13 protein-coding genes are annotated in these 14,995 nt (G+C 37.1%); 10 read left to right on the forward strand and 3 right to left on the reverse strand.

The genetic code is table 11. The annotated features are described in order from the left end of the window. The first annotated feature begins 112 nt into the window (after nt 1-112). Complete coding sequence (locus tag DR871_RS02900; RefSeq protein ID WP_113664934.1) at nt 113-2,539, forward strand: efflux RND transporter permease subunit; 2,427 nt, start codon at nt 113-115, stop codon at nt 2,537-2,539. 81 nt (nt 2,540-2,620) lie between these two features. Here the strand turns inward: DR871_RS02900 and DR871_RS02905 are convergent, their stop codons facing one another. Then, nucleotides 2,621-3,079, reverse strand: a complete 459-nt coding sequence (locus DR871_RS02905; RefSeq protein ID WP_113664933.1) for an RNA methyltransferase — start codon at nt 3,077-3,079, stop codon at nt 2,621-2,623. Nucleotides 3,080-3,387: 308 nt separating this feature from the next. Between DR871_RS02905 and asnS the strand changes: the two genes are divergently transcribed. Next, entirely contained in the window at nt 3,388-4,824 is a 1,437-nt protein-coding gene (gene asnS / locus DR871_RS02910) for an asparagine--tRNA ligase (RefSeq protein WP_113664932.1), read from the forward strand. Between the two features lie 83 nt (nt 4,825-4,907). Next, on the forward strand, nt 4,908-6,374 hold the full coding sequence (gene rpoN / locus DR871_RS02915; protein WP_113664931.1) for an RNA polymerase factor sigma-54: 1,467 nt from the start codon (nt 4,908-4,910) through the stop codon (nt 6,372-6,374). Nucleotides 6,375-6,524: 150 nt separating this feature from the next. Here the strand turns inward: rpoN and DR871_RS02920 are convergent, their stop codons facing one another. Next, nucleotides 6,525-7,118 carry a thymidine kinase gene (locus DR871_RS02920; RefSeq protein ID WP_091166173.1) on the reverse strand — a complete coding sequence of 198 codons (594 nt, stop codon included), beginning with the start codon at nt 7,116-7,118 and terminating at the stop codon, nt 6,525-6,527. Nucleotides 7,119-7,367: 249 nt separating this feature from the next. Between DR871_RS02920 and DR871_RS02925 the strand changes: the two genes are divergently transcribed. The 7 genes from DR871_RS02925 (at nt 7,368) to DR871_RS02955 (ending at nt 14,237) form a co-directional block, all read left to right on the forward strand. Further along, a complete protein-coding gene (locus DR871_RS02925) occupies nt 7,368-8,447 on the forward strand; it encodes a hypothetical protein (protein ID WP_113664930.1) in 1,080 nt (359 codons plus the stop codon). Between the two features lie 77 nt (nt 8,448-8,524). After that, the gene (gene rsmI, locus DR871_RS02930; RefSeq protein WP_113664929.1) at nt 8,525-9,244 is read left to right on the forward strand and encodes a 16S rRNA (cytidine(1402)-2'-O)-methyltransferase; all 720 of its coding nucleotides are present in this window, start codon (nt 8,525-8,527) and stop codon (nt 9,242-9,244) included. Further along, entirely contained in the window at nt 9,241-10,293 is a 1,053-nt protein-coding gene (locus tag DR871_RS02935) for a flavin monoamine oxidase family protein (protein WP_113664928.1), read from the forward strand. Before rsmI ends, DR871_RS02935 begins: the two co-directional genes overlap by 4 nt. Nucleotides 10,294-10,308: 15 nt before the next feature. After that, the gene (locus DR871_RS02940) at nt 10,309-10,656 is read left to right on the forward strand and encodes a HopJ type III effector protein (RefSeq protein WP_113665464.1); all 348 of its coding nucleotides are present in this window, start codon (nt 10,309-10,311) and stop codon (nt 10,654-10,656) included. A gap of 103 nt (nt 10,657-10,759) precedes the next feature. Next, entirely contained in the window at nt 10,760-12,451 is a 1,692-nt protein-coding gene (recJ, locus tag DR871_RS02945) for a single-stranded-DNA-specific exonuclease RecJ (RefSeq protein WP_113664927.1), read from the forward strand. Nucleotides 12,452-12,461: 10 nt separating this feature from the next. Further along, the gene (locus DR871_RS02950) at nt 12,462-13,730 is read left to right on the forward strand and encodes an MFS transporter (protein WP_113665463.1); all 1,269 of its coding nucleotides are present in this window, start codon (nt 12,462-12,464) and stop codon (nt 13,728-13,730) included. Nucleotides 13,731-13,880: 150 nt separating this feature from the next. Further along, nucleotides 13,881-14,237, forward strand: coding sequence for a hypothetical protein (locus DR871_RS02955; RefSeq protein WP_113664926.1), 357 nt, complete (start codon nt 13,881-13,883; stop codon nt 14,235-14,237). Nucleotides 14,238-14,240: 3 nt separating this feature from the next. On the opposite strand, the gene DR871_RS02960 is transcribed toward DR871_RS02955, so the two are convergent. Next, nucleotides 14,241-14,993 (reverse strand): UDP-2,3-diacylglucosamine diphosphatase, encoded by a 753-nt coding sequence (locus DR871_RS02960; protein WP_113664925.1) that lies wholly within the window; start codon nt 14,991-14,993, stop codon nt 14,241-14,243. Nucleotides 14,994-14,995 lie beyond the last annotated feature (2 nt).

Genomic DNA, 14,995 nt, shown 5'->3' on the forward strand with positions numbered 1-14,995 from the left:
TTGCAAATAAAATAAAGTTGCGTTAATATTGGCATATACTTCTAAAAAGTTTCCGTTAAAACAAATGATTTATAGCGGTTTTAACTACCTTTACCGCCGTTAAACAGGAAATATGATTAAGTGGTTCAGTTTAGGATTTTGGGAATTAATAGCCCGAATTGTCCTTAGAAATAGAATTTTAATGTTATCCATTATTGTTGTGATAACTGCGCTTTTAGCACTGCAATGGAAAAATATCCACTTCACTTTTACCGAAGCCAATTTATTGCCGGATGATAATATTGTAAATATTGAGTACAACGCCTTTTTGAACAAATTTGGTGAAGAAGGAAATCTGGTCATCATCGGTGTAAAAGACGACGCCATATTTACCCCAAAAGCCTATGCTTCGTGGAGTAAAATGATGAATACGCTAAAAGGAGACAAAGCGGTTGATTTAGTTGTTTCATTAAATGATTTAAAGAAATTACAAAAAAATGATTCGCTGGAAATCTTTGAACTGGTTCCTTTTGTGGACCAAAGCAAAACTGTTGACCCGGCTTATCTTCAAAAAATAAAAAAAGAACTTTTCAATGATTTGCCTTTTTATGAAGGATTGCTTTTCAACAAAAGATCTGGAAGCATTCGCTCTGCTGTTTACATGGATAAGAAAATTGTAAACACGGCTGCCAGAAAAGATTTTGTCCTTGATAAATTGGTTCCCGCAGTCGAAACATTCGAAAAAGAAACTGGAATCGACCTGCGCGTTTCAGGAATGCCTTACATCCGAACGCTGAATGCAAAAACCATCACCGATGAAATTAGCATCTTTATTGGAGCCTCATTATTAGTCACTTCATTGCTTTTCTTTTTCTTTTTTAGAAGTTTTAGAGCGACATTAATATCAATGATTATTGTTATTATTGGCGTGATGTGGTCGTTTGGATTTTTAGGATTATTGAATTACGAAATCACGGTTTTAACGGCTTTAGTTCCTTCATTAATCATCGTAATCGGGATTCCGAATTGTATTTTCCTGACCAATAAATACCATCAGGAATATAAAATTCACCACAATAAAGCCAAAGCATTGCAACGCGTCACCACCAAAGTAGGAATGGCAACCTTGATGACAAACCTTACTACTGCGATAGGTTTTGCTACATTTGTGGCTTCAAACAATCAATTATTATTGGAATTTGGGGTGGTGACTTCCATCAATATTATGGCACTTTTCTTTTTGTGTATCATTGTCATCCCTATTTTTCACAGTTATATTCCGGCACCAAAAGAACGTCACATCGAGCATTTAGACCGTAATTATGTGAAGGTTTTCATGGATTGGATTCTGAGAAACGTAAAATACAATCGGTTTTCAATTTATGTCGTTTCGATTGTTCTTCTTGTAATTAGCATTATCGGAATCTATGAAATGCGAATTTCCGGCAGTTTGATTGAAGACATGCCTAAAAAAGAAGCCTTTTTTGAAGATATTGTTTTCTTCGAAAAAGAATTTGATGGTGTTATGCCGCTCGAAATCATGATTGACACCAAGCGCAAAAAAGGAGTCATGAAATTATCTACGCTAAGGCGAATGGACGAACTGGAGGAAACCATTGACGAAATTCCGGAATTATCAAAACCTATTTCGATTGTGAATCTGGTAAAATATTCCAAACAGGCGTATTACAACGGAAACCCCGATTATTACGATTTACCAAGTTCACAAGAACAGTCGTTTATTTTGTCTTATGCTAAAAATGCCACAAAAAATTCGAAAGACAATCTGATGAAAAGTTACGTGGATTCCACGGGACAATTTGCCCGAATCACGACTTTTATGCGCGATGAAAACGGCAATAATATTGCCAAAATTGAAGCCGAAATTCGCAAGAAAGCCGATAAAATTTTCCCGCCAGATCAATATAAAGTCACTATCACCGGAAAAGCTTTGGTTTTTCAGAAAGGAACAGGATACCTCCTGGACAACTTACTTTCGTCGCTGGCATTTGCCTTTTTCTTGACTGCGCTTTTGATTGGTTTTATGTTCCGCTCGTTCAAAATGGTACTGGTTTCCATCATTCCAAATTTACTGCCGTTAATGTTAACTGCAGGAATCATGGGATTTCTGGACATTCCACTGAAACCATCGACGATATTGGTTTTTGGAATTGCATTTGGACTTTCGGTAGATGACACTGTGAGATTCTTGTCTCAATACCGTGAGGAATTAAAGAAAAACAACTGGAAAATCCGCAAATCTGTTTACGCCACATTTACGGACGCCGGCTTGAGCATGTTCTATACTTCTATCGTGTTGTTCTTTGGATTTTCGGTGTTTATGTTGTCCAGTTTTGGAGGTACAATTGCACTTGGAGGATTGATTTCGTTAACATTATTGTTTGGAATGCTATCAAATTTAATGTTGCTGCCAGCTTTGGTATTGACCTTAAATAAAACACTGGCCAACGAACAAGATTTTATAGAACCGAAAATAGATATCATCGAACCAAGCGATGCCGAAATTGATGATTTAGAAAAGAAAAAATTGGATAATTAGTCCCTATTATAATATAATCTTCCCAATCCTGTCAGGTTTTTGTACCCTGACAGGATTAGCTTTAAAATAAAAAAGTTTTTTTTAGGATCTGGGTTTATTAAGTCCTCGATCATAAAGAACAATGCTTCCTGCAACAGAAACATTCAAACTTTTCTCAGATTTGAATTTTACGAGGTAATGACATTTTGCAATAGCTGCTTTTGATAGCCCGCTATCCTCAGCACCCAATAGATATACACAACGTCTTGGATGTTCAAAAGTTTCTAAATCAGTTGCGTTTTCATCTAATTCGACACCTACTAATCGGGCACCTTTTGGCAAGTTTTTATAGAAGTCTTCAAACGACTCATAGTGAAAATAAGGAATTGACTTTACGGCATTATGCGTATCGGAAGACTGTTTAGCATACCGATTACCAATTGTAAAAATATAACTTGCACCAAGATTTTGTGCTGTGCGCCATAATACACCCAAATTCTCAGGAGTTTTACCGTTTTGAATCCCAATGCCAAAATATTCTGTTACAAAATTGTCGTTCATGGTGCAAAAATACAAACTGTTAGTAGGTTTGTCAAGTTTTTAAAATATTTATACCTGCAGTCTTTTGCTTATACTGTCGATTTTTATTGAGACAGCTTCTAATTTTGTTTGAAAACCTAAAATTCCACCACAACCTAGCCCTGATAACAGCGGCATCCTTTTACTTTTTTCTTTAAAAAGTAAAAGATATAGCGAATAGCAGGAAATAGCTCCTGATTACCCTATTTCTTACAATGACTTTTCAAACAAATCATTTATATTTGCAGTTCAGTCACGAGACAATTTTTAATATCAATTATATACATAAAATGAGACATACAAAAGTTAAAGACTTACTAAACAGCACAAAAACGCTTCATGAAGTAAATGCAAAAGGATGGGTGAGAACTTTTAGAAACAATCAATTTATTGCCTTAAATGATGGTTCGACCATTGATAATATACAATGCGTTGTCGATTTTGAGAACACGCCAGACGAGACTTTGAAGAGAATTACGACTGGAGCCGCAATATCTGTAACAGGAACTTTGGTGGAAAGTAAAGGTGCCGGACAGAAATTTGAAATTCAGGTGGCTAAACTTGAAATCCTTGGAGATTCAGATGCAGAGAAATTCCCGATACAACCAAAAAACAAACCGAGCTTGGATTTCTTGCGTGAAAATGCGCATTTGAGAGTTCGTACCAATATGTTTGGAGCCATAATGAGAGTGCGTTCAGTATTATCATACGCGGTTCACAGCTATTTTCAAGAAAAAGGTTTTGTGTATGTGAATACGCCAATTATCACGGGATCGGATGCTGAAGGTGCTGGTGAAATGTTTAAAGTTACTGCTTTGCCATTTGACGGAACACCAAGAACTGAAGACGGAAAAGTGAATTACAAAGAAGATTTCTTCGGGAAAGAAACGAACCTAACGGTTTCGGGACAACTGGAAGGAGAAACTTTTGCGATGGCTTTGGGTCAGATTTATACTTTTGGACCAACTTTTAGAGCTGAAAACTCGAACACTTCGCGTCACCTTGCAGAATTTTGGATGATTGAGCCGGAAGTGGCGTTCAATGATTTGAATGATAATATGGATTTGGCCGAAGATTTTATTCAATACGTAATCAAATACACGATGGACAAATGTCCGGAGGATTTGAAATTCTTGGAAACACGATTATTGGATGAAGAGAAATCAAAACCAGTTGCTGAAAGAAGCGAAATGGCTTTGCTCGACAAACTGAACTTTGTTTTAGAAAACAATTTCAAACGAGTTTCATACACCGAAGCAATTGACATTTTAAGAGATTGTACGCCAAATAAAAAGAAAAAATTCAACTACATCATCAATGAATGGGGTGCTGATTTACAGTCAGAACACGAGCGTTATTTGGTGGAGAAACACTTTAAATGTCCGGTAATCTTGTTTGATTACCCGGCAAATATCAAAGCATTTTACATGCGTTTGAACGAAGACGGAAAAACAGTTCGCGCAATGGATATCCTTTTCCCTGGAATTGGAGAAATCGTGGGAGGTTCTCAAAGAGAAGAACGTTTTGATGTTTTAGTTGAAAAAATGAAAACCTTAGGAATTGATGAAGAAGAATTGTGGTGGTATCTTGATACCCGAAGATTTGGTTCAGCAGTTCACTCTGGTTTTGGACTTGGATTCGAAAGATTGGTATTATTTGTAACAGGAATGACAAACATTCGTGACGTAATTCCTTTCCCAAGAACGCCAATGAATGCAGAATTCTAAAAATTTGTTTCAGATTTAAAGTTTAAGGTTGTTGAAAGTTCAGCAACCTTAAACTTTAAACCTTAAACTTTTAAACAATAAAAATGCTAAAGCAATTTCTAAATTTAAAATTATCCCAGAAATTATCTCCACAGCAAATTCAGCTGATGAAGTTAATTCAATTGCCTACGCAAGCTTTCGAACAACGTTTATTGGAAGAAATGAACGAAAATCCAGCTTTGGAAGCCGGAAAAGAAGAAGATGAATATGAAAAGGATGAGTTCGAAAACGAAGATTATGACGATTATGACGATGCCGAATCAGAGCGCATTGACGCCGAAGACATCAACATTGACGAATATTTAAGCAACGACGAAACGCCAGATTATAAAACACAAGCTAACAATTATAGCGATGATGACGATGATCGCGAAACGCCTTTTGCTGCGCCGGTTAGTTTTCACCAGGATTTAATCAATCAGTTGAACACCTTTATTTTGAATGATGAAGAGCGTGAAATTGCCGAATTTCTGGTAGGAAGTATTGATGACATGGGCTATATCCGCAGAAGCGTTCCAGATATGGTAGACGACATGGCGTTTACACAAGGCATTTACACCGACGAAAAGATGGTGGAAAAAATGTTGCAGGTTATTCATGAACTCGAACCATCCGGTGTAGGAGCACGTGATTTGCAGGAATGCTTGTTGTTGCAATTGAAACACAAAACTCCAACGGAATACGTAGAATTAGCCACTGATATTATCGAAAATCAGTTTGATGCTTTTACCAAAAAACATTACGATAAGCTATTACAAAAATACAATGTTTCGAATGAGCAACTTAAAAAAGCCATTCACGAAATAGAAAAACTTAATCCAAAACCAGGCGGATCGTTTACCGGAAACAACAAAGTAACTGAAAATGTGGTTCCTGATTTTGCCATCAGAATTGTAGACGGTGAATTGGAATTGACCTTAAACGGACGAAATGCTCCTTCCCTGCACGTTTCTAAAGATTATCAGGAAATGATGCAAACGTACAAGGATTCCCGCGATAAATCAGCGCAACAAAAAGATGCGGTGCAGTTTATCAAACAAAAATTGGATTCGGCTAAATGGTTTATCGATGCCATACGCCAACGTCAGGAAACGCTTTTTGTAACCATGAATGCGATTATGCATTATCAGGAGGAATATTTTCTGGACGGGGATGAAACCAAACTGAAACCGATGATTCTGAAAGATATTGCTGATATGGTAGGTCTAGATATTTCTACGATTTCACGTGTGGCGAACAGCAAATATGTGGAAACGCCTTACGGAACGAAACTGATAAAAGAATTCTTCTCGGAAGCGATGAAAAATGATCAAGGCGAAGATGTTTCGACATTGGAAATCAAAAAAATCCTTCAAAATACTATTGAAGAGGAAGACAAGAAAAAACCACTTCCAGACGATCAACTGGCTGAAATCCTAAAAGAAAAAGGCTATCCAATTGCAAGAAGAACGATTGCAAAATACAGAGAACAACTCGATATTCCGGTAGCGAGAATGAGAAAGAAGATGTAAGATTGTTGATTTAGAAATATTAAAAAGGGGAAATTTGTTTAAAAACAAATTTCCCCTTTTTTATAAATTAACCCTTTCAGAGTTTAAAACTCTGAAAGGGTTATATATTTCAATCCTGACTCGGCTCCCTCTCCTTTGTGGGGAGAGGATTTATTTTTTCTCCTGATCTTTCCGCATCGCATGATAATACGCGGCACGACTCAACGGTTCATATTCTTCTGTTTCTCCTAACATAACGAGTTTGTCATTGTCGGTTTTTCGGAAGCTATAATTAGCGAGATTGCCGGTGCGGGTGCATACAGCATGCACTTTGGTCACATATTCGGCAGTTGCCATTAATGCAGGCATTGGACCAAAAGGATTTCCCTTGAAATCCATATCTAATCCGGCAACAATTACCCGAATTCCCTGATTCGCCAAATCATTACAAATTTTGACAATTTCGTCATCAAAAAACTGCGCTTCGTCAATTCCTACAACATCACAACCTTGCGCCAAAATAGCAATATTTGCGGCAGCAGGAACAGGCGTGGAACGGATTTCATTGGCGTCATGAGACACGACCATTTCATCATCATAGCGTGTATCGATTGCCGGTTTGAAAATTTCGACTTTTTGCTTGGCAAACTGCGCTCTTTTCAAACGACGGATCAATTCTTCGGTTTTACCCGAAAACATGGAGCCACAAATGACTTCGATCCAACCAAATTGTTCTTTATGATTTACTGTATTTTCGAGAAACATTTTGTATTTTTCTGACTTAAAAAATGAATAGTTTTTATTACTTTGTAATGGATAAACCGACTTAAAAATTTTATACTTTTACGTCGTTTCAAAAGTATAAAATTTATATCAAATCGGAGATTTGCGAGCACTTATTTAAAAAAATAAAAATCGCGTACACAAGGAACCCCTTTTCTGGGGGCGATATAAAAAGGTAATACAAAAACGCATCAAAAAAGCCCCGCCTAACACCCTATAATTTCAAAAGTCATGAAAAAAAAATTGGAAGCCGATTTAATCAGCATTGCACACAGAATATTACAGCTAAAAAATAAATCTGACATCAATCAATTATATCTGGAAACACAGAAGTTATATGAAAAACTTTCTGTCTTACGATTTGTGGACGAACATTTTAGTGAAGCAAAACCAACTATTGGTGTAACTGAAATTAGCAAAGAAATAGAAACTATTTACGATAAAACCGAGTCGACTCAACCAGAAGCAGCAATTGTAATTGAAGAAACTGTTGTAGAAGAAGTTGCTGAAACTACTTTAGAACAAACAGAAGAAACAACTCCTTCAGAGGAACAAGAAACTGTTACCATAGAGGAAGAGAGTGCTGCAGAGGAAGAAGAAATGGTAACTGAGGAAATTCAAGAGGAAGAAACAATCACTGAGAAAACTGTTGCTGAAGATGCAGATGAAATGCCTTTGGAACAAACAGAAGAAATACTTGACGCGAGCGAGGAAGAGGAAGAGACTGTGGTAGAACAAGAAACAGTTGCGAACACAGAAATGGAAATAGAAGAAGAAACAGAAGAGCCTGAAGCGCCTTTTGAACCTGCTTTCGAATTATCACAGGAAAAAGAAGTGCAGGCCGAGCTGGAAATACCAAAGAAAACAGAAGCCGTACAAATCTCTTTTGAAGATTTATTAGGTGGCAATTACCACGATACACTTTTTGTGAAAAAACAGCAAGTCGATAATATTCCCACTGCAATAGTTATTGAAACTCCAAAAGAAGTGTTACCTGCTGAAGAGCCAAAATTAGAAAATGTTTCAGCAGAATCTGCTGAAAAAGCGGAGCCAAAAATAGTTTCTTTGAACGATAAGTTAGCCAAAGGGATCAACATCGATTTGAATGATCGTTTGGCCTTTATAAAACATCTTTTTGGCAACAGCAGCGAGGATTACAACCGTGTTTTAAGCCAACTTATCACGTTTGACACCTTCTATGAAACACGCGATTTTGTACAGGAAATGGTAAAACCAGATTACAACAATTGGGAAGGAAAACAAGATTATGAGGAACGTTTCATGGATATTATAGAGAAAAAATTCTTGTAACTTTCCTGTACCTTTTCTGAATATACATTTGAACAAATACAGATTTCCTATAAAATTTGTATTTAATTATTTTATTTATGTCAAAATTATACATCGTTCCTACGCCTATTGGCAATCTTGAAGACATGACTTTTCGAGCCATTCGGATCCTTAAGGAAGTCGATTTGATTCTCGCTGAAGATACGCGTACGAGTGGAAAATTGTTAAAGCATTTCGAAATTGGCACCCACATGTACAGCCATCACATGCACAACGAACACAAAACCGTTGAGAATTTAATTTCTCGTTTAAAAGCTGGGGAAAATATCGCATTAATCTCGGATGCAGGGACACCTGCTATTTCGGACCCAGGCTTTTTATTAACCCGCGCTTGTGTTGAAAATGGAGTTGAAGTAGAATGTTTGCCCGGAGCAACAGCATTTGTTCCTGCATTAGTGAACAGTGGCTTACCGAATGATAAATTTGTTTTCGAAGGTTTTTTACCTGACAAAAAAGGAAAACAAACCCGTTATTTGGCCTTAGCCGAAGAAACCAGAACGATGATTTTATATGTTTCACCGCATAAATTACTAAAAACTTTAGCGGAATTCATTACTTATTTTGGTGAAGAGCGACCGATTTGTGTTTGTAGAGAATTGTCAAAACTACATGAAGAAAATGTTAGAGGAACGGTACGAGAAGTTTTGACTCATTTTGAAAAAATAGCTCCGAGGGGCGAAATTGTTGTGGTTGTAGGTGGAAAACCAGTAACAAAAGAACCTAAAAAATCTAAATTCTCAGCTGAAGAATTATCATGAAAAAGGAAAAAGTTATTGTAATCGGTGCGGGACTTTGTGGACTCTACACTGCTTTTTTACTTCAAAAAAAGGGAATAGAAGTTCTGATATTAGAAGCTAATACCAGAATTGGAGGTCGCATAAAAACCATAACCGGAACAACAGCTGTCACGATGGAAATGGGTGCGACTTGGTTTGGAAACCAACACCGCCATCTTCTGGAAGTACTTCACACTTTAGAACTCCTTTATTTTAGACAACATACAAAAGGCATTTCATTATTTGAAACAATGTCTTTTGTACCGCCACAGAAATTTGAAATATCAGATTCCGAAGAACCTTCTTTTCGCATTGAGGGCGGAACGGCAGCACTAATTGATAGATTGGTCTCTGAGATTGGGATGCAAAATATTAAAACACAAACCAAAATAGTCGCAATAAAAGAACAAAATAATCAATTAATAGTAACGGATTCAAGCGGAAACACTTATTCAACCGATAAAGTAATCAGCACTATTCCACCCAATTTGTTTGTAAACTCGGTGATTTTTGAACCCAAATTACCCGACAATTTCACACAACTAGCCAAGAAAACGCATACTTGGATGGGAGAGTCTATTAAATTCGCTGTGGAATATAAAACTCCTTTTTGGAAACAGAATAATTATTCTGGAACGTTATTCAGCCAAGCCAGTATTATTCAGGAAATGTATGATCACAGCACTGCTGATAATTCCGGTTTTGCATTGAAAGGTTTCCTAAACAGCGGAACCGCAGTCCTGTCTTTGGAAGAACGCAAAGAAAAAGTAATTGCACAATTAACCACTTTCTTTGGGTCGGAAGCTACCGATTATGTGTGCTATTATGAAAACGTATGGAGGGAAGAAGCATTAACATTTCACCCATACGATCAACTGGTATTGGCTCACCAAAATAACGGACATTCGCTTTTCAAAACGCCATTACTAAACGATAAATTATATTTTTCCGGAGCAGAAACAGCCACTCAAAACCCTGGTTATATGGATGGCGCTATTTTTGCCGCAAAAACAATTGCCTCACAATTCTAAACAATGAAAATCAATATGACTATAGCCGCTTTCTTAGAGAAATTAAAACAAACACCTGGAGGGATAGTGTTTTCAGAAACCATTGCTACTATCGAAGAAAACTACGACTTTACACCCACAGCATTTGAGAATGGTTTGCAACACAATGCAGCAGGAGAAAATTCAGGATCTTGCAAATTATTTTCGTTCGCCGAAATTCAAAACTTATCCGAAGAAGAAACACTAGCCTGTTTTGGAGCCTATTATTACGAAGATGTTTTACAAAATCCAAACGGAACTGATCATCAAAATATTCGTAATTTCATAAAAACCGGTTGGGATGGAATTGCCTTTTACGGAAGTGCTTTAGTGTTGAAAAAATAAAAATTGTTAAAATGCTAATTCCTATTATAAATCGACAGACATAATTAGCGAATTAGCGGTGGTTCCCTTTTCGAATTCCTAAATTTTATAATCCAAAATCAATATGCGTTGGACCTTAAAACCAAAACCTTCCGAGGAGACTGTACAACATTTGGCGAAAGCGCTGAATGTAGAAGATTTTGTGGCCACTTTATTAGTGCAACGCGGTATTGAAACATTTGAAGATGCCAGAAGGTTTTTTCGCCCGAGTTTAGAGGATTTACACGATCCATATTTGATGAAAGATATGGAAAAAGCAGTCGCCCGAATTGAAAAAGCAATTGAAAATGAGGAAAATATTCTCGTTTTTGGTGATTATGATGTCGATGGAACCACGGCAGTTTCACTCGTTTCTTCCTATTTAAAAACCTATTATCCAAACGTGGCGACCTACATTCCGGATCGTTATGACGAAGGCTATGGAATTTCATTTAAAGGAATTGACTTTGCTGATGACAATGGATTTTCGCTTATTATTGCTTTGGATTGTGGTATAAAATCTATCGATCATGTGGGGTACGCCAAAGCAAAAAACATTGACTTCATCATTTGTGACCATCACAGACCAGGCGATTCTTTGCCTGATGCTGTTGCCATTCTCGATCCAAAAAGAGACGATTGCACCTACCCCTACGATGAATTGTGCGGTTGCGGAATAGGTTTCAAATTGATTCAGGCTTTAGGCCAAAACCGAAATGAAACAATCCATGATTTGATTCCGTATTTAGATTTAGTTTCAGCTGCGATTGCTGCTGATATCGTCCCAATGACCGGAGAAAATCGGGTACTGGCTTATTTTGGATTGCAAGTCATCAATTCTGACCCAAGACCAGGAATCAAAGCTATCATTCACCAAATAAAAAAACAAACCTTAGACATTACCGATGTTGTTTTCATCATCGCACCCAGAATAAATGCCGCCGGACGCATCAAACACGGGAATCATGCGGTGGAATTATTAACCGAATTTGATTTTGAGCAAGCCCAACAATTTGCTTCTGAAATCGAGGCGTATAATTCAGAGCGAAAAGATTTAGACAAATTAATTACCAAAGAAGCATTACAACAAATTGAGGAAAACAATGAAAAAGAGCGTTTTACTTCAGTAGTTTTTCAAGAAGATTGGCACAAAGGAGTGATTGGAATTGTCGCTTCCCGATTGATTGAAACCTATTATCGACCAACACTTGTTTTTACTAAAAGCGGCGATAAATATGCCGCTTCGGCACGTTCCGTAAAAGGGTTTGATGTGTATAATGCACTCGAAGCCTGTATAGAACATTTAGAACAATTTGGTGGTCACATGTATGCCGCGGGAATGACGTTGAAGGAAGAAAATTATCAAATCTTCAAAGATGCTTTCGAAAAAGAAGTCGAAAGAACCATTCATCCCGATATGTTAACTCCAGAAATTGCAGTTGATGCCGAAATTGATTTTGCAGATATTACTCCAAAATTAATCCGAATCCTGAAACAATTTGAGCCGTACGGACCACAAAATATGACCCCAATTTTCCTGACTAAAAATATCAAAGACACCGGTTATGGAAAACCTATGGGGCAAGAAGACGAACATCTAAAACTTTTTGTCAAACAAAATAACTCCGAAGGCATCGCTGCAATTGGTTTTAATTTGGGAAACAAAATCGAACTGACTACCCATCAAAAACCTTTTCAAGCGGTGTATTGCATCGATGAAAACGAATGGAAAGGCAAATTCAGTTTGCAATTGCGATTGCGAGATATTAAACAATGATTGTGATACAATGAAAAAAAACGACCCATACTCTGCCCTGCGTTATAAAGAATTTAATATTTTTTTGCTATTACGTTTTGCTATGGTTTTTGGTTGGTCAATGCAGTTTATCGTCATTGAATGGGAAGTATATAGTTTGACCAAAAATCCGCTGTCGCTAGGAATCATTGGATTAATGGAGGTTATTCCGGCAATTTCAATGGCATTGTTTGCTGGACATATTGTGGACCAAAAGGAGAAAAAAGGATTGCTTTTCAAATGCATTTTAGGATTTTCAATCATAAGTTTGGGCTTGTTCTTATTTACGTGGCCCCCTTTCATCAAAGACTTTTCTACCCAAACTATTTTATATTCCATTTACTTTTTCGTGTTTTTAGGAGGATTGGTACGTGCTTTTCTTGGCCCGACGATATTTTCTCTTTTAGCGTTAATTGTTCCTAAAAAATTATATCCCAATGCTGCCACTTGGAGCAGTTCCGTTTGGCAAATAAGTTCGGTTTTAGGTCCTGCAGTAGCTGGTTTTTCGATTAATTGGATTGGTGTTCATTGGTCCATGTCCATCGTTTTGGGATGTTCGCTTTTTGCATTAATTGCTTTAACCCAAATTGCAACTAAGCCTATTTTAAATCCAAAAATTGGTGAACCCATTATGGAAAGCTTAAAAGAAGGCGTGAAATTTGTTTTCAATAACAAGACAATTTTAGGCGCTTTATCACTGGATATGATTGCCGTTCTTTTTGGTGGAGCAGTTGCGTTGTTGCCCATTTTTGCTCAGGATATTTTGAAAGTGGGACCACAGGGTTTTGGTGTTTTGAGAGCCGCCCCAGCTGTTGGCGCTTTTTTGATGCTAATTATTTCCGCATACATTCCTTTTACTAAAAATGCGGGTATGAAATTGTTGTCGGCTATTTTTGCATTTGGGATTTGTATTATCGTTTTTGGGCTTTCTTCTATTTTTTGGTTGTCCGTTGCAGCTTTATTTTTTAGCGGTGTTTTCGATGGGATTTCGGTGGTGATACGCCAAACTATTTTGCAATTGAAAACTCCGGATCACATGCGAGGCCGAGTTGCAGCCGTGAATTCTATATTTGTGGGTTCCTCTAATGAATTGGGTGCTTTTGAAAGCGGATTAACTGCTAAGCTGATGGGAACCGTTAGCGCAGTGGTCTTTGGCGGAAGCATGACATTGATTACCGTATTTCTTACCGGTGCCGTATCGCCTACTTTTAGAAAACTGGACTTACAAAAAGATGTTGAGGAACACGAAAAGAGCGAGTAATAAATAGTTTTTTTTTAGAAAAAACACTTCTTACTATCTTTCAGTAAATTAATCTCAAGATTACTTACCGACTTTTTTTATGTCTTTTTTATGTTTTATTATTTAGAACAAATATAAATAATACTTATATTTGTTTCAAATTGATTACACATGCAAGAAATAAAACAAATATATCATAACTATTTAGGCACTGCTTTTTACTGGAGAAAGGATAATGATGTACTATTGAACAAAGTCCAACTGGTTTTTAGAGAAATGGGTTTTTATTTTACCAAACAGGAACTGCAACTATTTAAGCGCTGCATTGAAGACAGCTATATGCAAAATAAATGCTGCGACGATTGTGAACTGAAAAACAAATGCCACAAATTTTTACTAAAAACACCTTGTTCTCAAATTGATTTGGCCGTTTCCATAGAAGAATTAAATGCCGTAAAAGACTTGGTGGAAGGCACTTTGTTTAAAATAAATCTGGATGATTATTTGTATGGAGAGGGAATGAATTAGGGATTAATACTTTTCAATCTCAAAATTCTCGCCATCAAAAACGCCATAGGTAAAATACGTAATCCAGTCGCCTAGATTCACATACTCGGCATTTTCTCCTACGGTAACTTTCATAGGCAAATGGCGGTGTCCAAAAATAAGGTAATTGTAGTGTTTGGTTTCCAGTTTTCTTTTGGAATAGAGAATTAGCCATTCGTTGTCTTCGCCAAGAAAAGTTACATCTTCATCGCCAGAAATCAATTTGTTTTTTACGGAAAGATATTGCGCCAGTTTCACGCCAATATCCGGATGAAGCCATCTAAAAAGCCATTTGAAAAACGGATTTGTAAATATCTTTTTCATGCGTTTGTAACCTAAATCGCCAGGACCTTTTCCGTCGCCGTGTCCAATAAGGAATGTTTTATCTCCAAAAGTGTATTCTTGATTGTCATGAAACACAGGAATATTCAGTTCTTTCTGGAAATAATCGGCCATCCATAAATCATGGTTTCCCACAAAGAAATAAATAGGGATTCCGCTGTCACGGATTTCGGCGAGTTTACCTAAAACACGAATAAATCCTTTTGGGATTACGGTTTTATATTCGAACCAAAAATCAAATAAATCGCCCAATAGAAAAATAGCTTCGGCATCGCCTTTTACCTCATCGAGCCAGGCCACAAATTTTTGTTCTCTCGGAAAACTCAATTCAGGTGTTGGTGCGCCAAAATGCTGATCGGAGGCGAAATATATTTTTTTGTTATGGGGTAATTGCATGA

The organism is Flavobacterium petrolei (assembly GCF_003314435.2).
Taxonomy (GTDB): Bacteria; Bacteroidota; Bacteroidia; order Flavobacteriales; family Flavobacteriaceae; genus Flavobacterium; species Flavobacterium petrolei.

Coding starts and splice junctions, on each gene's coding strand:
- DR871_RS02900 (WP_113664934.1), top strand. CDS start 113: ATGATTAAGTGGTTCAGTTTAGGATTTTGGGAATTAATAGCCCGAATT.
- DR871_RS02905 (WP_113664933.1), bottom strand. CDS start 3,079: ATGAACGACAATTTTGTAACAGAATATTTTGGCATTGGGATTCAAAAC.
- asnS (WP_113664932.1), top strand. CDS start 3,388: ATGAGACATACAAAAGTTAAAGACTTACTAAACAGCACAAAAACGCTT.
- rpoN (WP_113664931.1), top strand. CDS start 4,908: ATGCTAAAGCAATTTCTAAATTTAAAATTATCCCAGAAATTATCTCCA.
- DR871_RS02920 (WP_091166173.1), bottom strand. CDS start 7,118: ATGTTTCTCGAAAATACAGTAAATCATAAAGAACAATTTGGTTGGATC.
- DR871_RS02925 (WP_113664930.1), top strand. CDS start 7,368: ATGAAAAAAAAATTGGAAGCCGATTTAATCAGCATTGCACACAGAATA.
- rsmI (WP_113664929.1), top strand. CDS start 8,525: ATGTCAAAATTATACATCGTTCCTACGCCTATTGGCAATCTTGAAGAC.
- DR871_RS02935 (WP_113664928.1), top strand. CDS start 9,241: ATGAAAAAGGAAAAAGTTATTGTAATCGGTGCGGGACTTTGTGGACTC.
- DR871_RS02940 (WP_113665464.1), top strand. CDS start 10,309: ATGACTATAGCCGCTTTCTTAGAGAAATTAAAACAAACACCTGGAGGG.
- recJ (WP_113664927.1), top strand. CDS start 10,760: ATGCGTTGGACCTTAAAACCAAAACCTTCCGAGGAGACTGTACAACAT.
- DR871_RS02950 (WP_113665463.1), top strand. CDS start 12,462: ATGAAAAAAAACGACCCATACTCTGCCCTGCGTTATAAAGAATTTAAT.
- DR871_RS02955 (WP_113664926.1), top strand. CDS start 13,881: ATGCAAGAAATAAAACAAATATATCATAACTATTTAGGCACTGCTTTT.
- DR871_RS02960 (WP_113664925.1), bottom strand. CDS start 14,993: ATGCAATTACCCCATAACAAAAAAATATATTTCGCCTCCGATCAGCAT.